Below are 22,571 nucleotides of genomic sequence, written 5' to 3' on the forward strand. Positions count from 1 at the left end.
AAACTTAAGGTGACTCCGTAAAGGCATCAGGCAGGTTTGGCCTGCAAGGCCTTAGCTGGCGTAGCCTTCGAGGAGTTCACCATTAAGTTTTCAGAACTAATTACGCTACTACCGATACCATACCAACATAACTGCTGTCACTAGCCAGTTTACCGTCAGCACTAAAAAACGCAATCCAACAGTGTGCCTGTGATCCTACGAACGAAGCCGGCAGCGTCATCACATACTCCCCAGCAGACCTCGCCACCTGCCTGTACGAAACAAACTTATCCATGTCCGGGCAGTACACGAGCAACACCGCTTTGTCAGTTGCCAAACCATACTCCATACCTGTGTTTGGCGCCCAGCTAAACTCAACCTCATGTCCCGCAGCACTCGCTACTTCAGGATCCTCAGCTCCTTCCAACTCACCTTCACTGAATTTCACATCAGGATAATCCATTAGATAAGCAGGCGCTACACCCGTTATCGCATTCTTTAGGTGATACGATGTTGCGGCATTCATTGCTGTCAGCCCCCTTTTCTCTTTAGATAACCAGCCGATACTCACCAGTGACTTAATATCTGCCAGAAACTTTGTAACCAGCGACATTCTCAGCCGCACATTCAGCTGTGCCGTCGTAGGAACATAATCCCCGAAATCCGGTAAACTTTTCATGTAAAATAGCCCGTTCCAGCTACTTCCTACAACTGTTCCTACTTTCCCTCTGAAATTGCCGAGGACACCTTTCTTGTACTTTCCCATTTTCTTATTTTTTTAATGGGTTCATTGATGTTTTACTCCGGAAATCCTAAGCCTTGTCATCCAGAGCAGATGCGAAGGACCTCCAGAGATGCCTAATGAAAGGCTATTTAAAGCACGGATCAAAAAGACCCGCGCCCTACTCAGCTCCCGCATGTCAGGGGAGCAAAGATCATTATCGGCTGATCGCCTGTTCCAATTCCGTTTTTAAACCAGCCCATTCAAAGCAAGGCTTCATTTCATTCGCCACCATTTCCCACACCTGAAGCACTGCCTCTTCTTCCTTGGCGAGTCCCAATTCCAGTACCCATTTCCGCATCCGACTGCCTTCCAGTTGCAGCACCAAAGCACGCTTTAAATCCTGAAGATGATTACCCAAGTTGATGAGAAACTGGTTGGCTTCCCGAATACCGATCCGGTACAACATGCTTTTCTTGCGGAACACCACGTCTGCCTTGTTATTCGATTTCAGATAAATACTGATCTCGAGAGAACGATTAATTTTAACTGCTTTATTCATAAAGATGATTCATATTTGATATAAAACAAAGGTAAGCAGGCAGCACTGGATGGAAGTGACGTATACGGCACAAGTGGTTAGTAAAAAGACCTAAATGCAAAAATCCCCTAAGCAAATTATGCCCAGGGGATCATTATAACATTCTTTTAAATGAATTTATTTTTTCAATCGCTCCGCTTGAATTCTCAATAATTCAGCTGGAAAGCCATATTTTTCAATATCCTTGAGAGACTCTTCAGCTTTCTTGACAAAATAGGGGTCGTTGCTTCGGTCCTTAACTTTATCACTGTAAGTAATTTTTCCTTGACTTTTCATATCATCGAGTTTTTCTTATACAAAAATACACATATATTATTTACGAAGTGCCATAAATGCCTCGTAATTTACATCCTTCTCAAACTGATACCATCGGCCATTTACACGTCCATGTACTGCCAGCAATTCTGTGATGTTATCATAATTTCGAGAAATAGCCATTTGATACAGTCTGGTTCTTGCAGGCGTACTACCTTTCGCATATACCATCGCATTGGGCATATGCTCGGTAAATTGAATGACCGTATGTGCAACAGTAGCCAAAATCTTGTCCCGATCTTTATTATCTGAAACAGACAGGTCATTTATATCTCCGGTATCAGCATTTAGATCTCCAAAACCCAAATTATAGTAAAAAAATCCACCGGCATTCACTAGTGTATATTGAATTTCCTTTTTAATTGTTCCATTTGGCCCGTCACTATTGAATTCAAATACAGTTCTATTTGGATTGGCAACAATATCATAACGTTCTTTATTCATCACTCCAAAGATAACCAAATCCCAATAATTAACCAAAAAGAAATATATTACATTATTATTCAATAATCTGAATCAAAAACCAATACCCCACACCATTCAACCTAATATTTTAACAAGCCTCCAATTTTCAGCCTATACCTGACATCCCTCAGTTTTTTCAACTTCATCGCCAGATACGAAGCGATGTCTTCATCCTTAATTGCGCTTTTCTTCGGCGGCAACAGCCCTGCAAAAGCAGTATAAAACTCCAATACCCGCTCCTCTTCCAATAAGGCAAGCAATGAATTGCGCCTGTCCTTTTTCATCTCCAGGTACTTCATGGCAGTAAGCATTGCAAAAGCCTCCATTGGCGGCCACGCTCTATAAATTTCATCCATAGCCTCAGCACTGATCCGCACCACCAAGGTTCCTTTAGTCGCCACCACCGTATGCGTAGCGTCATCATGCTCCATAAACTCACGCAAGGCAACTATGGTATGCTCACGGTAAATGCTCTCTGTAAACGGTATACCATCTACAAAACCATACACCAATACCAGACCGCTCACTACATAGTAAGCATTTCCGGGTTTCATGCCCTCATACTCAAGGATAGTATCCACTTTGTGGTCCATAGTCACTCCCTTCATTCTTAAAAATAGAAATTCATCAAAGCCTTCCGGCAATGGAACCTTAGGATTTATACTCCTCAATAATTTAATTAGTTTTTCAAAGATTTTTCTGTTTATCATTTAATTCATTGTATTGGTTATTTTGATGATTTTTCCCGAAGTCTTGTCATCCGCTTTTTTTGTCATTCAGAGTGAATGCGAAGAATCTCCAGAAATGCCTGATCAGGCTATTCATTTTGTTCATTTATTAATTTAATTTCCTTATTTGTCAAAAAATTTCATCCCTAAATATTGCCGCTAAAAAAACCGCATTTGTTAAATGCGGTTTTCTTTTAATGTTGTAAAAGCCTATTCAGCCTGAAAATCGGTAAATCTATACATGCTTTATCTCTTTCAATTGGCTAATCTGCTTACTCCCTATTAGCGATTTAAGCTGAGTTATAGCAATTCTATTCAACTGTATAATACGTTCCTGCTGACTCAATCCCTGGTGAATTAATACGGAGTAGCATAAAACCTTGCCGCCTGTTCTTTCGTAACCTCTACTGGTATTACTTTTTCCTTAATAGCATCGGTATGTATTCGGTAATTGACCTTGGCCAGCGTGCGCTGCAAGTTCCAGTTTAAGTTCAACCGTTCATTTTCACTATTCTTCGGTTGCTGGAATTCTGTGATCAGATAGAGTTTAAACTCTGGTGAAATCCAGGATGCAAATTCAAATGCAATGTCCTTATGTGCAAAAGTACCTCCGTACCTACCGGATTTTGAAACTATTCCGATAGCATTTGTTTTTTCGATCCATTTCTGAGGAGATAACACAAAATAATTATGTCCAGCCTCATTTCTAAACCCGTCGAATTCGACGGGTTTAAAATCTGGATTATTCAACACCTCCCATAGTCCTAAAAATGCCAGCGTAGTTCTACCTCGCATCCAATTTCGAATGATGTCGTTAGGATCATGCTCATTCCTATACTTTGCTATGTCTGTTAGAGATACAAAATCTCTCTCTTCATTTAATAGGATAGAAACTTCCCTATCCTGAACTTTGATTTTACTTGATTTGCCCATATGCTTCAAATGCTAAGATTTATTTTCACGAATCTCTGCAAATCGAGGACTAAAAGACAACCTTAAGTTAATAAATTATGGCACTAAAGCAGTTGTATCAACTTGATAGCTAAAAAATTTTAAACCTTCAACCACTGTTTAAAGCATGATGTAATCGCCTCATCTATATTCGAACGATCAACACCATTTACATACCACTGATCTTCGCTGGATTGAAGATCTTCCCACGCATAATACAGGTTGAAGAATTCTGAAAGTAAAGGCTCATAGTCGAGATCAAAATATATGTCCTTCAAGGTCCTTAAAGCAATTGAAGGCTTTTCCTCTCCAGATAGCACTCTGTGAGCGACATAGGAAACATATCCAGTTATCACCACATTTTGATCTGCGTAATCTATCTCTAGCTCTTTCAGTACCTTATCAGTCAACGTCCACATCTCAAAGTATTCCAGATTTCCGCGCATCCCCGCCAGGATAAGAAGACTTTCTGTTTCATAACCAGCCACAAGCATTTCGTATGCCCAGTTTACCCAGCCTTCTTCATTGTGCCTTTTCAGTATTTTGTATATTAAAACTTCTGCTATAGATGCTACTGCGATCATAATTATTAGGTAACCTTAATAGGGATTGAATTCATAGTGTAAATTGATTATTCCAAGATAGCTGTTTGCTTTCAGTTTGCCGGGACAGTTCGCACAATTTCTTAAAGCTGCTGAATAACCCTCAAAATCAAGCAAACCACAAGCACCACTATCCCGGCAATCAGCATTATCCGTCCTTTTCTTCTGTCCGCATCAGAGTAACAATACATGGTTTTACCGTTCGGTAAAGTCTTTGTATTAGATGAAATAAACCAGCCCATCATTATTCCAAATATCCCGCCTAGCAATGCAAACAAAAAACCGGCATATATCCAACCCGGATTTATTTGTTCAAACCTGCTAAGTTCCTGAAGCCGCTTTTCTTCGAAATTAGCCAGCTCTCCCGCTTCTATCACCCTGCCACGCTCCTTTAAAATTCTTTGGGCCAACAAAAAATCATAATTACTCCACTCATCCCTATTTGAGATTAATTGTATCAGCTCCTCATCACTAAAAGCAAACAGATAATGATCCCGATCAACATCATCCAACTGCACTGAAGCTTCTTTTATCAGCGTTGCGTTAGCTCTTTCAAAATCTTCGGATTTCAGTTTTACCCTATATTCCTGATTTAGCGGATTATTAGCAAATGACGGATCAAATGGAAGAGAAGTATTTTCAGTAATATAATGAATTTGATGCTCGTCCAATGTTGCCTCAAGTTCCCTAACAAGTCCAGGATCATTAAAAGTCCGGTATGTTTTGTAATTATTGTTGTTCATATCATATTCCAAATCACGGATACTCATTAAAGTATACTTATCATAGGCCATTACGTCAAACACTTTAGATTGGCCCGTGTCCAGCCAACGTTTGTAAATGAGATTGCCATTCATATATAAATACAACTCTTTACCATCTGCCTTTTTAAAAATAGCCATACACTTTACAATATTATATACCCTTTAAAAATTACAATACCCAATATAACAGCTCCGATAGGCATAATAACTAATGTACTTCCCATCATTGCGTTTATTTGTATCTCATCAAAGTGATTTCATTGCCAAATATTTCAACATAGCCATTCACTTCTTTGTTTTCAAAGAAAACAACGCATCGACCATCTGATGTCTTAATTACCTCGGGATTATAAGTCCAAATGCTTTCGTTGGAGATTTCATTTAACGTCACAAATTTTCCTTCATGAATTTTAGCCAGGAATGTCTTGTGGAAATCCGTTATTATGTGAAATAGTTCTTCTTTGTATAAAAAGCTCGCAAGTGTAAAGACACCAGTAGTATCAACCAGCTTACGTGTTCCCGCTATTGATTTAGATTCGTCATCACCAACATAGCGAATTTTTTTCCCCTTTACTTTACGTGGTTTGCTAAGCTTAAAGATATTCATTGAATCGGGATTTTCTATTTCAATAATCTCTGAGAATCCAATCATATGTGCTAACGTATTAGTCACTATATATTTACCAGACATCTTGTTCACTACAACAGGACAGGTCGAACCGCAGCAATATTCAATCCCTGTTTTCTTATTCTTGAATATAACAGTTCCACCCCATTCCCCGCTACATGTTTTTCTGACGATATAATCTTTATCCTCGAAGAAAGCAGTGTAAACTTTATCAAAATCTTGCGGAGACTTTTTAGTCATCGTCGTATCGATGACCTCCTTAATAATAAATACGTTTTCCTGTGCATGAGAGATGCAAACACAGAAAAAGCTTAAAACAGTCACATAAAGAAATTTCATTATTTTTCACTATATATATTTGGTTCCTCAGTTGATCTGGAATTGATGTTATCTGATTTCATCAGGTTTTTTACTTTGTAATATCTTGTTCAGTTTTCGCTTTTCATAATCCCTCAGTAAGTTATTCATCTCGTCTATCTTTGTCTTATCAGGATTAGAGTTTTGGCATAGATGATCCACCATCATGCTGATGTCGTAAAACTGATTATCAGTTGTGATCTTATTGCTCTTCATGATCTTATCGATCCGGGTATAGTAGGCTATGAAAATGTTAATATCAGAATTAGTCCTTATCCTTAGGTAATTGTTGAATCTGAAATCCTTAGCTTCAATAAATCCCTCAGTTAAATCACGAAACCATTGTTTCAATCTTGAGAGCCTACCCTTGCTATAATGCTCTTCTGCCTGTTTCTTTAATTTAATGTAATGTTGTCTGGAATCGAACTCTGATGTGACAACATAATAGAGCGGGTTTTCCAGACAATAGTCCAAAGTTGCCATAACCAGCTTTTTATATTTGTCTAATTCGATGGCTTTAATTTCCTTAGATGAAATCTCTTTTTTCATACCACAATATCCACATTCTGATCTTTGTAAACTGCTCATGCGCTTCTGGCCACCTGCTTTTATTATCAATAACTGGATAAAGATCAAGAACGGGAGTAGGAATATATTTTAAATAATTGTCAAAACGAGATAAAACAAGCCCTGCCCAACCTGGCCTAATATCATTAGGTAGGTTTTCAAAAATATGTTCCCCAATTTTTAAATCCGTTTTCATATTATATTGATCAGTCATAATGAAAGCTAATTATTGTACATTGAAAGTACCATAGTGTAAATCGATTATCACAAGATAGAAGTTTGTTGTCAATTTGTCGTATCCATTTAGTGAAACTATCCTTTCAAAATTTCCTCATGCCAGTCATACAAGCCTCCCTTTTCAAATACACCACCTTTAAGAAAGCGATGTATAAATTCTGCCAATGATCTGGTTAGCGTTATTGTAGTGCCTGAACGAGTTAGATTGGTGATTTGATAATCATTTGGGTTTTGAGGAGATATATCTAACTCCCAACTATCTGAATAAATCATATACTCTGCTATATACAAACTATTATTAAATCGCTTCTTATTTTCAATAATCTCCTCGATCATAACCATATTAAAAATATCTTCATCTGTTTCAAAACCATTACAGAATTTGTAAAACGTGCGGAAGTCTTCAGGCAAAACTTTGTTATAAATTACTTCTAATTCTTTTAACTCAGCTTCGGAGGCACCACTATGAAGTTTTAAAGCACCAGTTTTTGCAAGTTCTTTAAGTTCTTCTATTACGGATTGAATCCACATGATTTTCCAGATAGCTGTTTAAAAATCGTATACCGTCACTGATATATTTCTTCCAGTTAAGGTAGATTGAATTATAGGTTCTATTTTATCCCACGTTCCACCTGCTAGTCCACATCCAATTCTAGGCATATGCACGGTCATATTATTTTCCAGCGCATATTCTCCAACTTTATCCAGCCCCGATAAAATTGCTTCATAACGAATTGGCGCATTCCCTTGCTCGTCTTTATTGATTTTATGTTGTCCGATTAAGTTCGCAACCCAAAGCTCAGCTTCAACCTGTACGAATTGGACTTGACCCAGAACGAAGTTGTCTTTTGTCTTAAACCAATCTCTATAGCTCCGCTCTGGCTCTTTCCAACGTTTTGAAATTGCCATCACAAAGCCTTTTCCCCAGCCACCAATGTCATTGCAAACATGTACTATTATTTTATTGCCTTTGTTTTCAGGCTTTGTTGCATCTCCATTTTTGTATTCTATATTCATTATGGTAATTCTTGTCTTTCTGCCTTTGATTTTACAAGTTCGAAAATTTCTGCGTCAAATATATCAGGAAATATATAAAGGTTACCTAAGTCACAGATATATGAATGTCTTCTTAAGTGGAGCCGAAGGGGTTCGAATCCTTGTCCGGTCAATAGCTAATGCTATATGGAATTGGGATCGCGATTTCCGCGTTATCAGTTAAAAACTACACCAGCCTCTTTAATATCTCAGATGCACTCATCTCCATTTTTGAAAAAGCGAACCACTTATTACCCAAGTCTTTCAATGATGCACCAATATGATAAACGTCAGTACCGTCAATGACCAGAAACCTATCATGAGCATTTTTAAACTGCTTAAGGGTAACTGGATCATACTGTTGATCATGCTTTTTTTTGTCCAACAATAGTTGCTTGCTAATGTCTTTGGTATAGATCGTTAAGGAAATACCCTTGGCCCGTTTAGTAAACAAATTCAAAACAGTATCATCCACGTAATTATCAATCAGCACAATTGACCGTTTAGCAGTCCTGATCAAATCAGAAACAAAAACATACGCATCAAACACCTGCCCATCATAAAATATCCCTTGCTTAGGCTTTAAATCACCACTCTCCAATGCATTAAAGATCTTATCAAAATTCTCGTCAGCCTTTAACTGCTTTCTTTCCACGGCATCCAGCCGTATAAATACCTCTGCATTATCTTTCAAAAACTTCCGCATAGCTATGAATGCACGGCTAATCTTTATACTAGTATCTGCAGCCATATCACTTTTGAGAACAGATGAAAGCATTACAATACCGACTTCAGTAAAAACCATTGGCTTATACTTAATATTTCCCCCTTGTTTCAAGGTGCCATTTTGGCTCCTTGAAATATCATACTCCTCTGGAAGTAATTCAAACATAAAGTCATCAGGAAAACGACGAATATTCCTTTTTACCTGTCTTTTTAAATGTTTCGTCTCGACTTTAAACAACACCGCCAGATCCCGATCCATCATTACCTGCTTACCACGAATGGTATAGATCTGGTTCTGTATAGTGTCCTGAGTAATTGAAATAACATCTGTCATATCGCTTTGCATTGATTTAACAAAGATAATCAAAACCGCACAAATTAACCAATAAGAAATATTTTACACAAAATATCAATTTACTAAATTGAGAACCAATATTCTGTTTTCACCTTCATAATCCATGCTTATTCTAAAGTCTAAGTCTGACATGACAGCCTCCATATAATCCTAAAATATCTATATTTAACGGATTAGTTAAGCAACATGAAAGCACAAGTATTTTCGCATGACAAGCTCATAGGAACAACGGAACTTTATTTGGGTGATGAAAGTATGGGTTGTTTATACGGAAACTTTATTCCCACAGAAAACTACTATAAATATATTCTACGGACTGTTTGGGATTTCTGGTCAAAAACCAAGCCTGATTATGATAGATGGGCTGCTATGAAATTTAACGTTCAACTAGACAATGGCTATTTTCTTTTTGTCCTACAGATGTTTTCTACGAACGCTCCTCTTTTCATTTGTAAAAAACATCCTTTTTTACAAACGTTCCTATTTTCATTTATAAAAAAAGCCGTTTTTTATAAACGTTCTTATTTTCATTTATAAAAAAAGCTATTTTTTATAAACGTTCTTTCTTTGGAAGGAAAATATTGAGCAAGCCAATGTTGATATAAAAGTTGGACTTTCCTATTTTTTGTTTATCTAAAAATCCGTTTTCCACCAGCTTATCTAAATAGGTTCTTGCAGTCAAATAACTCACTTGCAAATCATTTTCTACATGTTCAATTTTCGTATAAGGATGCTTAAACAGTGTTTCCAATAAATCCTTGCTATAGATCTTCGGCAATCTATCTCTTATTGCCAATTTATATTCAGCCATTAGTAACCTGATGTCATTGATCAATTCAATAGTTCCCTTAGCTGTTTTCGATATACTGTCCAACATAAACAAGATCCACTCTTCCCAATTGCCAGTATCTCGTACCTCCTGCAACAACCTGTAATAATCTGGTTTGTGCTGAATAATATATCTACTCAAATACAGGATCGGCAGATCAAGCAATCCATTTAAAAAAAGATAAAGGATGTTTATGATACGGCCCGTACGCCCATTGCCATCATAAAAAGGATGTATACTTTCAAACTGGTAATGTATAATCGCCATCTTTATCAACGGATCAACATCATCCAGCGCATGGTCATTCATATAGTTCTCTAGGTTGGCCATTAGGGAAACGATGGTATCATAGTCCTGCGGCGGCGTATGCAGCACTTCTCCTGTTGCCGTATTCTTTATTGCAGTGCCAGGTAGCTTTCTAAACCCAGCTTTGTTATCTTCTAAAATAGCCTGTATCTCGCAAATGAATTTATTACTTAAAAAGCCATTATCCTGCACCAGCTTAAAACCATGTTTTAATGCAGTTGCATAACTCATGACTTCTTTAGTTTCCCAGCTTTGTACCTGTTCGGCAAATAACTCTGCTTTAAAAAGCTCATCATGAGTAGTAATGATGTTTTCAATAGCAGAACTATCCTTCGCTTCCTGTAATACCAAAGTATTAATTAAAATGGCCTCGTTGGGAATAGTACGTACAGTTCCTTTCAATTCAGCAAGGTATTGTGCCGCCTCAACTGCCTTCTTTAGCACTTTTTTACTTTCTATGTCAAATCCGAGTGGCAATAATTGCATAAATCAATATGATTACAATGCGAATATAACTCATTTCAACGCATACAATATAATTTAACCTGATTACAGCGGGATAATTACCCATTCCAGTTAATTCTACTATCAAATATATCATTTGTATATTTAGTTCACCATACCGATTAAAATGAACACGCACTCCTATCAAAATCTGGTGATTGAAGTATTTGATGATCCTACTTATCAATCCGGATCCGCCGATAATAAATACAAGTACTCAAAACAATATTCCAGCGTAGATGAAGGTTACCAACCTACATCAAAGCATGGCATCAAAATTTACCAGGATGACAAAGAATGGAGCAGCTGTATTATTCTTGGGGCTGCCGGTGGCACTCGTATTCACAATACTTCATCAGTTGTGGCCGGAGATCAATTATTGGTTTGTTGCGCTGACAACATTTTCTGTTTAAGCCTTCCAGACCTAAATTTAAAATGGAATACCCAGGCAGATCAGGTTACCTGTTTTCAGATTTATAGTTTTGAAGAAGATTATATTATCCACGGTGAACTAGGTATATCACGTATCGACAAAAACGGCAACATCAAGTGGCAGTTTGGCGGCTCTGATATCTTTGTAACATTGGATGGTGATGAAGCTTTTACGTTAAATACAGACCATATCGAACTTACGGATTTTGGCAAGGGAAAATACAAGGTGGATTTTAATGGTAAGACAATAGCGGATCAATTTATGAGTAGTCTGTAACATTACCAATGAAATCTAACCCGTCCATTACCCCTATAGTTTCCTTTCTAATTCTATTCATATTATTTAGCTGTAACGCCGACAAAAAAATTAATGCCCAACAAGCAAATCCAGTTGCCGCAAAATCCAGTTATGGATCTAAACCCTACGTAGGAACAGGCAAGCTAATAGCTATAAACTTTAATGATTCAAATTATGCTGATGTCAGTTACTATGCGATTGACACCACTACGCAAGATGGCTGGTCTATAAAGTATTTAATAAAAGACGACAGCACCAGATACAGTGACCTTCCCCCCTCCTAAACTCCTTCGGAGTCACCCCTTCCACCAGCTTAAAGCTTTTCGTAAAATATCCCCTGCTTAGGCTTTTTGTAATGGCATTTTGGTAAATTTAACACAGATATTCGTGTCAGAAAAAAAGAAGCTTTATTAAAGAGTCTAAAAACATCGAACCAGGCAAATAAGAACCTAATATTCATAACCAATGGAATCAAAGATTACAGGAATGCTTAAACCGAGCGAATATGATCCAGACTTTTTTGAAAGTGAACCTTTCCGAATTCCCTATTTTGAAAACAAAAAAATAAGAATTGGTTTTGTTGAACCGCTACATAAACCCTATTTAGTTGGTGCTGATAAGGCGTTGGCAAACTTTTTAGAACTTGATACGACTGACAGAATAAAAGACTCCGGAAAAGTTAAACTATACTACGACGAGATTTTGAAACATGGCTATACACAACGACTGTATATTAAAGACAATCAGGATATCTGGAATTACGCTACACCAACAGAAATAATTATTGAATGGGATGAAAACGAAAACTTTTATGTATGTGTTTCTTGCGAGTGCAAATGGGAAGAGGAACATGGGGTGTATTTGGTTTTTGAAAATGGTCGAACTTTGACAAGGGTCGGTGAACATGATGGCCATTTTACGGACGAAAAACCAGAATCAGATACAATCAGTGTCAAATCAAAAACCTGGTGGAAGTTTTGGTAATTAAGGTTTAATTACAGGATTTGTTTGGTTATTAATATAGCCATCTATTTTTCACCAACCCCTGTAGCCAAGTGCTTCCATCCAGAAAGTTAACCTTCTATAACATTTAGTAGTGACCTCTTAAAGATGTAATATCCAGAATCATAATTTCGTTCAATTCATTAATCCTGTAAACCAACCGATGCTCCTTATTGATTCGACGAGACCATCTTCCCGATAGATCATGTTTTAATTGTTCTGGTTTACCAATCCCCTCATAAGGATCCTTCTGAATAGCATAAATTAATTCCTGAATTTTCTTTTGTATAGGTTTATTACCAGATTTCTTCCAATACTTTAGGTCTTCTAAAGCTTCTGGCGAATAAATTATTTCCACAAGTCTTCGGTCGCTATTTTAACGCCTTTACCTTTTTTTATATCTTCTTCACCCTGCAGGATCTTCTTCACAAACTCAGGATCATAAGGGCTTTTTTCCTCGACCTTGAAATCAATTTTCAACGCCTTCAAAAAAGCCTTAACAGCAGCGAGCTGCTCTTTTGTTTTTGGTTGTACAATTAGCGTTTCCATAGTGCTAAAATAACAAATATTCTGCCAATAAGACAACGCTCCAGTATTCTGATGAACACTCCCCTTTGATACCATTTCTTTTACTGCCATAATCACTAATGCTTACACAGCAAATATAAACAATATTTCAAATATTAACCAATAATTAATTTTTTGTAATAAATTGCAATATCTTGAAAAGAATTCCAATATTTTATAGAGCCCAACCAATTTCCGTGAAACAAAAAGGGTAAGGAAACCCATAACTTAAATCATATCACTTATATTCTGTTTTCTCATGCATAATCCTAAAATATCTATATTTAACTGATTAGTTAAGCAACATGAAAGCACAAGTATTTTCGCACGAAAAACACATTGGAACTACCGAACTGCGTTTAGGGGATGAAAGTATGGATTGTTTATATGGAAACTTTATTCCAACAGAAAATTACTATAAATATGTTCAACGGACTGTTTGGGATTTCTGGTCAAAAACTAAGCCTGATTATGATAGATGGGCTGCCATGAAATTTAACGTTCAACTAGACAATGGCTATTTTCTTTTTGCGGAAGGGGGATTTACAATTGATGATATTAAAGAATTACAAAATGAGCCCAAGCGCATTGATATTGCTGGGGTAGACAGACATGTTATTGAAGATTTTTTCTTACAGATACAACCAAGGCCTTTTACAGAAGATCCCTGGGAAAGTATTTCAATTGACCGAAAAATAGCATTTGAAAAAGAGCTAAGAAAAGAGCTGGGTATTTATGAAAGTAAATCATTTTGGAATTCATTTGCTCCCAAAAAAAACCTCCACATCTTAGCAGATTTTCAAATTTCGGCCCTGTGTCGCAATACAAGAAATGATGATGTTCTATTTATAACAAAACGATCAGATGATGATGAAAAATTTGCAGTTGTTCATTTAACCTGGAAAAAAGCAAAAGAAGTTGACAACTATCCGCATATACAATTTTATGATAGTTTCGATGAATTTAAGTATAATAGGATGTATCCAGATAAAGTAGATTGGGAGTCCTAAAATAGCATTGCTTTTTACTATAGACTTTACCGCACACAGTCAAGGCCTACACCTATAAATTTATTGAAAGTAATGATTAACACGTACATGACCGATACCATAGATTTCAAGCTGCGCGAAGCTTACCCTGATTTAACAGACAAAGAAATTGATGAACATCCCGATATGATTAATGAACGGAAGTATCAGTTTGAATTGCTCCTCCTTTTAATTCGTTCGTAAAGGCCAATTATTACCCAATCAAGTTCGCTTTGGTTACACGAGTACTCTTTAATGTGCCCATAGGCTTCATATGCTGAGATGTTAAACCCTTCCTCTATATCATTGTAATAAATGACTTCAGTTCCAAAAATTGCAACAACCCAAAAACCACCACCTTCAGCTCCATATTCTTCCTCTTGCCATTTTTGAGGCTTTATTTTTATTAAGTTCCAAAAGTTTAGCAACTCACCTTCAAGTTCTGACGCGCCACGTAAAATCCACTCTTCTAATTCAACTAACGAAATTGGTGTCCACATATTAAAAATCGTATCCCGACAAAAAACTGATTAAAAAACTGCATTGCTGTATTTTCACCTTTTGTCTTTTAAGATTTGACTCAAATAATCCTGGAAGTTTTCATACCCATTTTCAGAAGGATTATCCAAATCAACCATACCTCCCATACCGGCATCAAAAATTTGCCAGCCATGTTTCTTCGCCAGCACAATCAGTTCAAAAAGCGCGTGCTCACCATACAAGTTCAATATCTTGTGGCTCGCTTCTTCATCATCAATAAAGTAATCAATAGCATATTCCTCACCTATAATTGATCTATGGTTGTCGTCTTTTTTGATGTTTCCAAAATGGTTTTCCAATAATGAACAGAAATCTGTCGGCTCAAGCTGAAATTCATCCAACTCTTCTATTGACTCTATTTTCTGCCTGGAATTAAATAGCACAATATCCCAACTCATAGGTAAATTATATAAATCATTTAAGCTAAGATAACAGTTTGTTCTTTATCCAGAATTATTAATAAATTAGGCCTATTAAAAACCATATGTTCCAATTGACCGATGAAAAAGCCATTACTTTCACTGGTTACGGTTTGGAAGAAGAAGCAATGCTTGTTTTTAATTTACTTCCTCCAGACTGGGTTCTGGTAGTAGTAGACGAAAAACCGGTTAACGCAATATTTCAGGTAAAAATAACCTTTGGGCCTTCCCATCTTCCTCCCTTTTGAACTTTAATTGAAGAAAATAAAGATGATTCTATTAACAACTTATTTGAAGGAAAGTAAAATATTAGTAAACAAGTAGACTTTTTATGACAGAAAAAGAGAAAGCAGCAGCAGATATGTATAAGACTGTAAGGGATAAATATCCTAATAACTTATTGTATGTTATTCCTGATCAATTTACTAAGAAACTGAAATCATTCATGCTTATTAGGGAAGATTTATCTTTTGTTTCACAAGTTACTGAACAACTTATTTTTTTAAAGGAATCATCTAATTTCAACCACACAACGGAACTTGCACTTTGGCAATCAATTATTATAACATACGGAAAATGTTTTACGGAAAATAAGGCGGGAATGTCAAGACTTGAGAAATCCATATACGAGAAGTATGACAAGAAGTATGAACGCATGCATGATCACCTAATGGATTTACGGCATTCGTACATTGCGCATCGCGATGACTCGGCAAATGAGCAAGCAATGGTTTTTATCAAGGTCTCTGAAACTGGTTATATGTTGGACGGAGATACCGAGAACATTCTTATAGCAAGAAAGTTAGCGAGTCCAAGAATGCGTGATCTTAAATCACTCATGGAGTTATTTAGCTTATTAATAAAAGAAGTGGAGGTCAAAATTCAAAAAAATGGAGATAAGACTCATAACGCATTTTTACAAAATATCTCACCTGAACAAGCAAAGGTTTTCCTAGTTAATAATATGAAGCTAGATTAATTTTGATATTCAACAAAACATTAAAAATGGCTGGCATAATGCCTGCCTTGATTTGACATCTTTATGTCTTAGAGGCTCTAAGATTTTTTTTTGGAAATCACATTGAGTTTATTTTACAAGCACTAGAAGTCTCTAAATATTTTGACTACAAAGAAATCCCAGTAACAGAACGCTATATCCATTACAAGAATAATTGATCACATACCATAAAATTTTTAACGCAAGAAATTGATTTTGAGTTGACTGAAATTCTTCACTCCTAACTACGGAAATTTTATTTTAGATTAAATATTCGCTAAATAGGTACTCCCTCCTTTAATCTCCCATATGAACCAAGTTCGAAGAATTTTGATTTGAAAAAAGCTGAGGGCAACTTGTTCTGGAGCAACTTAAAAAACTTCTCGTCATGAGTTGATATCATAACCTGCTTATCCTGATCATGTATAAGGATTCGTAGTAGATCAACAAATGACAGGACATTAATATCACTCATATTCTGGACTGGATCGTCCATGAAAATACAATCAAAATTACCATTACCCATTTCATAAGCTCTTGCAATAAAAATACTCAGTGATAACACGTTGACCTGACCTGTACTTAGAAACAGGCCTGGCGCTAGCTCTTCGGTATCACTTTTCGCGCGGATAGTTAGTCTAGGAAGTCTGCCTGAACTTTCAGCACGTATATCTATTTCCGTTAATTTTGGGTGAGGTTCAATCTTACTATAAATTTGATTTATTACATCCTTGTTAAAATACTCATCCACCCCCTTTGTAATGAAATCCCCCACTGTAGTTTTAGAAGTCTCAATTCTATTTGCGGCGTATTCGGTTTCAGCAAGATCGATTTTCAATTTTGAAAGTTCTTTTTTAAGGCGATTACGGGCAACATCCCCTTCAATAACAGCGAGATCAAATCCAAAAGCATTTAACTGTTCCCTTAATGATACTAAGTTTTGTTGTCGGGTATTGAAACGATTAAAATGCTCCTGAATAGATTCCAAAATAAATTTCTCATCACTAATCAAGGCCCTATATGCAGATTCAAACCTCTCTTTTTCCAAAATCAGGGAACTTTGCTGACGTTCGGCTTCATGAGCCAATTCATTCGCCTGAAGTTCACTTAATGAATTCCCAGATTTCTGGAGTTCATTTTCCAAATCGCCAATTGTTTGTACTTGTTCGCTGTTTAAATCACTTTTTAATTTAATCGCGTCTAAACATAGTTGAAGTTGATTCTTTAGATATCTTAGATCAAGGTCAGTAAATTCCTTCAATAATTTTTTCTCCAGCAAGTCAGAACATTCAATAAATGACTGTTTTGCCTGGATCAAACTCGCTTTATTGCCATTGTTGGCAATCGCATTGCGTAGCACCAACAAATTGTTATTCAATGTTTTAATTTGGTTATTCTTTGCATTCAAATTTTCATTTTGGGTTTTCAACAACGACGTAAGTTTATTTATATTCTCCCTGTTCTGTTTTCTTATTCTTTCGGGATCTGGGATAGAAAAATCGATAGAATCTGTTTCTGTCGTTATTTGTTCGATTGTATGGCTGATGACAATAGAAGCATGGTCAATGGAATCCTGAACATTTCTAACGGTCGATTGTAATTTATCAATTGAACTTTCCAAGCAACCAATTTCTTTATTCAATCTGGAGACCTCATTATTGATAAATTTATTAAGGTACGAATCGGCTTCCAAGATATCCTCCATCAAGTAGCTTTTAATCAGATAGTGCGTCTCTAATTCCAGTTCCAGATCTGACACCTTTAAGATGTCTCCTTTATCGGCTGTTATAGCTTCTAGAAGCTTATCCACATCTGAAAAAGTGGTATTACACATCGGACAGGAAGACAAATTTTGCTGCAACACCTGCGTTGACGCCCATTTGACCAAACGGCTTAGATTATCACTAAATGAACCTTTCTGTCCTATTTCTGTTTCTAAATGGAGAATCTGCCCGTTAATATCTGACAGTTTCGTTTCTCTCTCCAGGAGGTCCGTGAGATAAAAATTAAATTCTCCATCTGGATGCTCATAATTTGAATAATTCTCACTTTCAAGCATCTCAACGAGAGCTCTACGAATGAGATACTCCTGGGAAATACTGTCCCTAATTTCTGCAATACATGCTTCAGAATATTCCTGATGATCCCTTCCTTCCTTTATATCGGCGCTTAACTTTTCTATTTGTCTTAGTTCAACTTCAATTTTTGAGGCGATGGCTTGTTCTTGCTTCAATTCAAACTCAACTAGATTCCGATCAGATAACGTTTCATTGACCTCCTCTTCCAAACCAATGTTAGCTTTGCTTTTTTCTTCAATCTCCTGATAAAACTTAAAATTGTCAGATTGTAAGGATTGAACAACTGATTTATCTTGCGCAAACTCAGGCCATAAGTTGATCAGACGCTCCCAACCAGATTTTTCTGCATTCAATCTTGTGATTTCTAAACTCCTATCATTGTAGTTATTCCTCAAACGATGTAAAGTTTCCAATGAAGAAGACAACTGCTTCATTTCTTTTAAACGATTTGTAGCATTCGATAGTTCAGATATCTGTTCAAGGTATTTAGGATGGAGCCTACCCAAGTTAGTATATTTGATGGCTGCAATTTCCGCATTAGCAATCTGTGTATCTATAACAAGTTTATAGGTTTCGTTAGACTGGGTGATACTTAAATAAACTTCATCATCAATTTCCTGAGTAATTTCCGGGAATTTAATATCGATTAGTTGAGCTGCGTTAAGCTGTAAAATCCAATTGTTGATTTTAGAAAAGTTGGCATCAGAGTTTATATTCTCATCAATTTCACTTACTATTTTATTGATGTTATGCTGGATGCCTACTGCTCTTGACCGAAGTATCCTGGTGTAGCTGGTGAGTGTTGCGAACACTGAAGATGCCTCTGAACCTTCAGGCCAAAACTCTTTCAATGCATTAAATTTCTCTTCGGGCGTTTTGAACCTTAGAAAGGAATCAATCTGGTCCTGGGTCAGCATATTGTTCTCACTAAAGAGATTAATTTCGTTTTGCGTATAGTTACCCAACAATGGGACATCCCTGTAGTCAGTTTTAATGTCTGTATTAGGAATTTGACGGGGAACTATCGTCCTTTTGATAATTTTATCTTCATCGGTAGTAATCGTAATTTCACCTTTTTCACCTTTGTAATAGCCAGATCTGTTTGTGAGAATAATCTGATCATCGCTCGCAAAATCTTTGCTGTCCAGTTCCTGCTTGAGAACCCCATTCTCAAAACGCCGTATTTTATTGCTGAATGCCCATTCGACCGCATCAAAAAACGAAGTCTTTCCATAGCCGTTTGGCGCATAGATAACCACTAAGTTGGCCAAACCGCCGGATCCTAAAAAGGAAAAGTCATGAGTTCCTTCATATGCACGGAAGTTTTCGATAGTCACATTTTTAATTTTCGCCATTTCCAAAAGCTTTAAGAAGTGAGCTGATCATTTCATCTCTCGAGGGGTTTTCGTGTCTTAAATAAGAAGCGACTTCCCTATCCTGCTGATCGAGCACGTCCAATATAGAAACATGCTGTATCATGCGGCGCTGTATGAAAAACTGAAAAAGCTCCACATCGATCAGTTTTTTGATAACATCATCTGTTATCTCTTCAGATAATCCGTCAAGAACAATTTTCCTAGTTGCAAATTTGTCCTGTTCAATGGTCTGTTTAACATTAGGATCAATCACACTAGTCAGCAGATGAAACTGATAGATATTCCACCTTTCAACATCTAATTTAAGGAAGTCACCCTGAAAATAAATAGCTATATAATCCCTGATTCTCGTATATGACTCTAATAAGTCCGCCACAGAATCATGTGTACATGTAAAAAAATAAATGTTGAATCGGTCACTTTCCCGTTTCCAACATGATAGGGTTTGCTGGTCGACCAACTCATGGTCGATTAAAAAATCAAATTTTATAATTTCAGTCATTGCAAAGGGCGTTAATAAATAGTTCTTCAATTTTAGGACGGGCCTGCGCTACACTATCACTATTCAGAACTTCCTCGGAAAGCTGGTTTAAACTCAGCATCCCAAAATTCATCTGCTTTATAATGTGGAAACCTGCAGACTCATCACCACCTATATCACGGATGATTTTGTCCTTAAAGCCCGGGCTGGGTACACGTCTACCAAAATTGGGATCTGATGAGTTAAAAATGTAACAGGAATTACTTTCAGCTTCCGACCTGAATTTATCATGCGCATAATCTGAAATAACCTTTAGATAGGCTTTGCCCTCTGTCCAGAAAAAATTCACTTTCACATCAATGGTTTTTTTGGCAATCTCGCTTTTGACTTTAAATAGCTTTGCAAAGTTATCAGAGGTTAAAGTAACCGTTATGCTATTAAAATCTGGTCTTGCTGAAGAAACCATAGCAAGGTAGCTTAGAAGTTCAAGCCAACCTTTCCATAGTCCTTTATTAGTCGTCGGGTTCTTTTTCAGGTAAGCAATTATTTCCTCCAATGTGCCAGCCTGATGTGGATAATAAAGTTTCCCCAACAGATCACGAGCAATGGTATCAGGGTTCACCTGTCCCTTAACTGAGCTTGCGAATGCATTACACATTCTTTTAGGGTCTTCCTCAAATCCTGCAAAACAATTGCAGGCATATTCATCAAAATCCAACAAATAATCCTGCTTACAAATAATATTATTTGCTTCCAGAAAAGATTTAGCTCTTTTAACACTAACTGCATCCAAACTGTTGTTACCTGAAAACCTTGAAATAGCGATTACGTTTCCATAGTCGTCTACGATCGGCGAACCTGAGAAGCCCTGGTATACGCTGGTAGAAAAATTATATCCTTCTACAGCGAGAACGACGTCATGTTTCAGTAACCCTGGGTTTAACGCATGATCCCTTATTTTCCCGTCAAGATCTTCTCCGATTGATCTTCCGTTGGTGGTTGCGGGATAGCCAAAAGATTCCCAGGTAATTCCTTTGATTGGCTCCAATGAGCAAACATGTAAGGTACTATTATGCAAATAACCATCCTTAGTACGGAGTATGGCCAAGTCAGTCACAGTATCTGAATCAACTAATTCAAAGCTAAACGACCTTTTGTCTTCTCCATAGGATTCACCAACTATCGCAACATCTGCTTCAATATTATGCAAACAGGTTAATAAGATATCAGGAGTAACAAAGAAGCCGGAACCTTTAATTTCACCACATGCTAACTTACAACTGGCAGACTTGATTAGGCTTAGATTACTCATACTTCAATCTCCCTTACCATGCTGACTTCATAATTATAAAAATTGCGGAGTTCATCTTTTTGAAATGCCTTTAAGTGCTCCTGCTTTTCAACAAAATCATGATTAAAGTATAATGTTCTTTTAATCACTTTTTCAGGTCGAGTTCGGGTAATAATGTGTGCTATCGTTTCAATATCAGGATGAACATGTGATTGATGCTTACCATTTGTCGAGAAAATAAACTTCTCACTATCAATAACCGTAAATAATTCTGGCTTGTTATTTCGAAAACTACCGTGGTGAGCTACCTTTATCGCATCAAAAATCAGGGGCTGCTGCTTATCAGGAAACATTTCTTTCAAAGAAGCTATTACATCCTCAGCGTGTGCATCAGCCAGAAAAAGCATTCGCTTTGTCGAAGTTTCTAAGATAAATGACACAGAACTCCCATTTCCAGAAGCAGTGTCAGGGTAATAGTCGGCATTCTTTATAATATTCGGCATATTATAAAGTGAAATTTCGCGATGAACGGACGATACAGACTTCTCTTTTTTCCTTTCCAAACTTCCATTCTTTACATACAATTCAAATGCGTCATCGAAGAAATCCTCATTAGTAGGAACCAAACCGAAATCACTTTTAAGTTTCCTGATAAATTCCGCTTCGATGTTTTTTAGATTTTCAACGGTAGGAGTAAGTATATGCAGTCTTACATTCTCGGAAATCTGTATGCTGCGAAACGCAGTACAAGCCTCTCCAGCGAAATCTGCATTCCAGCTATAACCATTGGTGTAAATAAGGCGGCCTGCCAGCATAGCTTGTTTGGCCCCTATTTCTTGTTCCGTTCCCATAGGTTTTAGGTCTGGGAATGACAGTTTGAACAATTCTAGCCTCTCAATTTCTTCGGATCCTATTGGTGTCGATTCCCGTTTGAAAAACTGTAAATGCCTAAAAGTATTAAGCCAAATCTGTTGAATTTCAATGATGTTCGGATTTTCAGCACTTCCATTTTGTTGCAAAAATTTATAGAGCCCGGCTATATGGTCGTCATCAAAATGCGTAATGATGAAGCGGTCAATTTTATGGGATTTATTTTCTCCCATTTTTTCAAGCGTTTTTTGTGCATTGGATGAAAACTCTCTACCACAATCAATAAGGATGTTTACCTCTTTCGATCCGTCTTCATTTATGCAAACCAGAAATGTATCACCAAAACTTGCGGGAAAATTATGTATTTTAATCATTTATGGAGAGATATCGTTAAAAGATCTATCTTGCAAATTACACCTTTTTTGCTAATGATAAAATTAAATACTGCTAAAAAACAAAATTTAATCTATGAGTTACTTTAGGGATGACTAAATGTTCTTCCCTGCTTTCAACGATTCTTCT

30 protein-coding genes are annotated in these 22,571 nt (G+C 36.8%); 7 read left to right on the forward strand and 23 right to left on the reverse strand.

Features of this window, described 5'->3' with window-relative positions:
* Positions 1–100: 100 nt before the first annotated feature.
* The 14 genes from R2Q78_RS05340 to R2Q78_RS05405 form a co-directional block, all read right to left on the reverse strand.
* Positions 101–745 carry a DUF6266 family protein gene (locus R2Q78_RS05340; RefSeq protein WP_316789591.1) on the reverse strand — a complete coding sequence of 215 codons (645 nt, stop codon included), beginning with the start codon at positions 743–745 and terminating at the stop codon, positions 101–103.
* A 172-nt stretch (positions 746–917) separates the two neighbouring features.
* A complete protein-coding gene (locus R2Q78_RS05345; protein WP_316789593.1) occupies positions 918–1,262 on the reverse strand; it encodes a hypothetical protein in 345 nt (114 codons plus the stop codon).
* 156 nt (positions 1,263–1,418) lie between these two features.
* Complete coding sequence (locus tag R2Q78_RS05350; RefSeq protein WP_316789595.1) at positions 1,419–1,577, reverse strand: hypothetical protein; 159 nt, start codon at positions 1,575–1,577, stop codon at positions 1,419–1,421.
* A gap of 36 nt (positions 1,578–1,613) precedes the next feature.
* Complete coding sequence (locus tag R2Q78_RS05355) at positions 1,614–2,060, reverse strand: DUF6934 family protein (protein ID WP_316789598.1); 447 nt, start codon at positions 2,058–2,060, stop codon at positions 1,614–1,616.
* A 101-nt stretch (positions 2,061–2,161) separates the two neighbouring features.
* Entirely contained in the window at positions 2,162–2,791 is a 630-nt protein-coding gene (locus R2Q78_RS05360) for a hypothetical protein (RefSeq protein WP_316789600.1), read from the reverse strand.
* 375 nt (positions 2,792–3,166) lie between these two features.
* Positions 3,167–3,742 (reverse strand): KilA-N domain-containing protein, encoded by a 576-nt coding sequence (locus R2Q78_RS05365; RefSeq protein WP_316789602.1) that lies wholly within the window; start codon positions 3,740–3,742, stop codon positions 3,167–3,169.
* Between the two features lie 119 nt (positions 3,743–3,861).
* Entirely contained in the window at positions 3,862–4,344 is a 483-nt protein-coding gene (locus tag R2Q78_RS05370; protein WP_316789603.1) for a hypothetical protein, read from the reverse strand.
* A gap of 101 nt (positions 4,345–4,445) precedes the next feature.
* Positions 4,446–5,264: a hypothetical protein gene (locus R2Q78_RS05375; protein WP_316789605.1), complete on the reverse strand. Its 819-nt coding sequence runs from the start codon at positions 5,262–5,264 to the stop codon at positions 4,446–4,448.
* A 94-nt stretch (positions 5,265–5,358) separates the two neighbouring features.
* A complete protein-coding gene (locus tag R2Q78_RS05380; protein ID WP_316789606.1) occupies positions 5,359–6,093 on the reverse strand; it encodes a hypothetical protein in 735 nt (244 codons plus the stop codon).
* A 48-nt stretch (positions 6,094–6,141) separates the two neighbouring features.
* A complete protein-coding gene (locus R2Q78_RS05385; RefSeq protein WP_316789607.1) occupies positions 6,142–6,660 on the reverse strand; it encodes a hypothetical protein in 519 nt (172 codons plus the stop codon).
* On the reverse strand, positions 6,638–6,892 hold the full coding sequence (locus R2Q78_RS05390) for a hypothetical protein (RefSeq protein ID WP_316789609.1): 255 nt from the start codon (positions 6,890–6,892) through the stop codon (positions 6,638–6,640). Before R2Q78_RS05390 ends, R2Q78_RS05385 begins: the two co-directional genes overlap by 23 nt.
* Positions 6,893–6,990: 98 nt before the next feature.
* Entirely contained in the window at positions 6,991–7,446 is a 456-nt protein-coding gene (locus tag R2Q78_RS05395) for an SMI1/KNR4 family protein (RefSeq protein WP_316789612.1), read from the reverse strand.
* Between the two features lie 18 nt (positions 7,447–7,464).
* Positions 7,465–7,932, reverse strand: a complete 468-nt coding sequence (locus R2Q78_RS05400) for a macro domain-containing protein (protein WP_316789613.1) — start codon at positions 7,930–7,932, stop codon at positions 7,465–7,467.
* Positions 7,933–8,137: 205 nt separating this feature from the next.
* Complete coding sequence (locus R2Q78_RS05405) at positions 8,138–9,022, reverse strand: ORF6N domain-containing protein (RefSeq protein ID WP_316789614.1); 885 nt, start codon at positions 9,020–9,022, stop codon at positions 8,138–8,140.
* Positions 9,023–9,217: 195 nt separating this feature from the next.
* On the opposite strand from R2Q78_RS05405, the gene R2Q78_RS05410 reads away from it, so the two are divergent.
* Positions 9,218–9,568 (forward strand): hypothetical protein, encoded by a 351-nt coding sequence (locus R2Q78_RS05410; RefSeq protein ID WP_316789615.1) that lies wholly within the window; start codon positions 9,218–9,220, stop codon positions 9,566–9,568.
* A 13-nt stretch (positions 9,569–9,581) separates the two neighbouring features.
* Here the strand turns inward: R2Q78_RS05410 and R2Q78_RS05415 are convergent, their stop codons facing one another.
* Positions 9,582–10,652 carry a Fic family protein gene (locus tag R2Q78_RS05415; RefSeq protein WP_316789618.1) on the reverse strand — a complete coding sequence of 357 codons (1,071 nt, stop codon included), beginning with the start codon at positions 10,650–10,652 and terminating at the stop codon, positions 9,582–9,584.
* Between the two features lie 145 nt (positions 10,653–10,797).
* On the opposite strand from R2Q78_RS05415, the gene R2Q78_RS05420 reads away from it, so the two are divergent.
* The 3 genes from R2Q78_RS05420 (at position 10,798) to R2Q78_RS05430 (ending at position 12,384) form a co-directional block, all read left to right on the forward strand.
* The gene (locus tag R2Q78_RS05420; RefSeq protein WP_316789620.1) at positions 10,798–11,379 is read left to right on the forward strand and encodes a hypothetical protein; all 582 of its coding nucleotides are present in this window, start codon (positions 10,798–10,800) and stop codon (positions 11,377–11,379) included.
* Positions 11,380–11,387: 8 nt separating this feature from the next.
* On the forward strand, positions 11,388–11,684 hold the full coding sequence (locus R2Q78_RS05425; protein ID WP_316789622.1) for a hypothetical protein: 297 nt from the start codon (positions 11,388–11,390) through the stop codon (positions 11,682–11,684).
* A gap of 181 nt (positions 11,685–11,865) precedes the next feature.
* Positions 11,866–12,384 carry a DUF6985 domain-containing protein gene (locus R2Q78_RS05430; protein ID WP_316789624.1) on the forward strand — a complete coding sequence of 173 codons (519 nt, stop codon included), beginning with the start codon at positions 11,866–11,868 and terminating at the stop codon, positions 12,382–12,384.
* 106 nt (positions 12,385–12,490) lie between these two features.
* Here R2Q78_RS05430 and R2Q78_RS05435 read toward each other — a convergent pair whose 3' ends face one another.
* Both R2Q78_RS05435 and R2Q78_RS05440 read right to left on the reverse strand, forming a co-directional pair.
* Positions 12,491–12,760 (reverse strand): Txe/YoeB family addiction module toxin, encoded by a 270-nt coding sequence (locus tag R2Q78_RS05435; RefSeq protein WP_316789626.1) that lies wholly within the window; start codon positions 12,758–12,760, stop codon positions 12,491–12,493.
* Positions 12,751–13,041 carry a DUF2683 family protein gene (locus R2Q78_RS05440; RefSeq protein ID WP_316789628.1) on the reverse strand — a complete coding sequence of 97 codons (291 nt, stop codon included), beginning with the start codon at positions 13,039–13,041 and terminating at the stop codon, positions 12,751–12,753. The genes R2Q78_RS05435 and R2Q78_RS05440 overlap by 10 nt, the downstream gene beginning before the upstream one ends.
* A gap of 233 nt (positions 13,042–13,274) precedes the next feature.
* Between R2Q78_RS05440 and R2Q78_RS05445 the strand changes: the two genes are divergently transcribed.
* Complete coding sequence (locus R2Q78_RS05445) at positions 13,275–13,979, forward strand: hypothetical protein (RefSeq protein ID WP_316789631.1); 705 nt, start codon at positions 13,275–13,277, stop codon at positions 13,977–13,979.
* A gap of 185 nt (positions 13,980–14,164) precedes the next feature.
* On the opposite strand, the gene R2Q78_RS05450 is transcribed toward R2Q78_RS05445, so the two are convergent.
* The gene (locus tag R2Q78_RS05450; protein WP_316789633.1) at positions 14,165–14,497 is read right to left on the reverse strand and encodes a hypothetical protein; all 333 of its coding nucleotides are present in this window, start codon (positions 14,495–14,497) and stop codon (positions 14,165–14,167) included.
* Between the two features lie 54 nt (positions 14,498–14,551).
* On the reverse strand, positions 14,552–14,935 hold the full coding sequence (locus R2Q78_RS05455) for a hypothetical protein (protein WP_316789635.1): 384 nt from the start codon (positions 14,933–14,935) through the stop codon (positions 14,552–14,554).
* 86 nt (positions 14,936–15,021) lie between these two features.
* Here R2Q78_RS05455 and R2Q78_RS05460 point away from each other — a divergent pair, with 86 nt between their 5' ends.
* Both R2Q78_RS05460 and R2Q78_RS05465 read left to right on the forward strand, forming a co-directional pair.
* Entirely contained in the window at positions 15,022–15,204 is a 183-nt protein-coding gene (locus R2Q78_RS05460) for a hypothetical protein (RefSeq protein ID WP_316789637.1), read from the forward strand.
* A gap of 83 nt (positions 15,205–15,287) precedes the next feature.
* The gene (locus tag R2Q78_RS05465) at positions 15,288–15,935 is read left to right on the forward strand and encodes a hypothetical protein (RefSeq protein WP_316789638.1); all 648 of its coding nucleotides are present in this window, start codon (positions 15,288–15,290) and stop codon (positions 15,933–15,935) included.
* Positions 15,936–16,230: 295 nt separating this feature from the next.
* On the opposite strand, the gene R2Q78_RS05470 is transcribed toward R2Q78_RS05465, so the two are convergent.
* The 4 genes from R2Q78_RS05470 to R2Q78_RS05485 are packed head-to-tail and all read right to left on the reverse strand — an operon-like array spanning position 16,231 to position 22,423.
* A complete protein-coding gene (locus R2Q78_RS05470) occupies positions 16,231–19,386 on the reverse strand; it encodes an AAA family ATPase (protein ID WP_316789640.1) in 3,156 nt (1,051 codons plus the stop codon).
* Positions 19,373–19,909: an ABC-three component system middle component 1 gene (locus R2Q78_RS05475; protein ID WP_316789642.1), complete on the reverse strand. Its 537-nt coding sequence runs from the start codon at positions 19,907–19,909 to the stop codon at positions 19,373–19,375. Before R2Q78_RS05475 ends, R2Q78_RS05470 begins: the two co-directional genes overlap by 14 nt.
* Positions 19,902–21,200 (reverse strand): serine protease, encoded by a 1,299-nt coding sequence (locus R2Q78_RS05480; RefSeq protein WP_316789644.1) that lies wholly within the window; start codon positions 21,198–21,200, stop codon positions 19,902–19,904. The genes R2Q78_RS05475 and R2Q78_RS05480 overlap by 8 nt, the downstream gene beginning before the upstream one ends.
* A complete protein-coding gene (locus R2Q78_RS05485; RefSeq protein WP_316789646.1) occupies positions 21,197–22,423 on the reverse strand; it encodes a hypothetical protein in 1,227 nt (408 codons plus the stop codon). The genes R2Q78_RS05480 and R2Q78_RS05485 overlap by 4 nt, the downstream gene beginning before the upstream one ends.
* Positions 22,424–22,571 lie beyond the last annotated feature (148 nt).

It is taken from the genome of Pedobacter frigoris, assembly GCF_032678645.1.
Lineage (GTDB): Bacteria > Bacteroidota > Bacteroidia > Sphingobacteriales > Sphingobacteriaceae > Pedobacter > Pedobacter frigoris_A.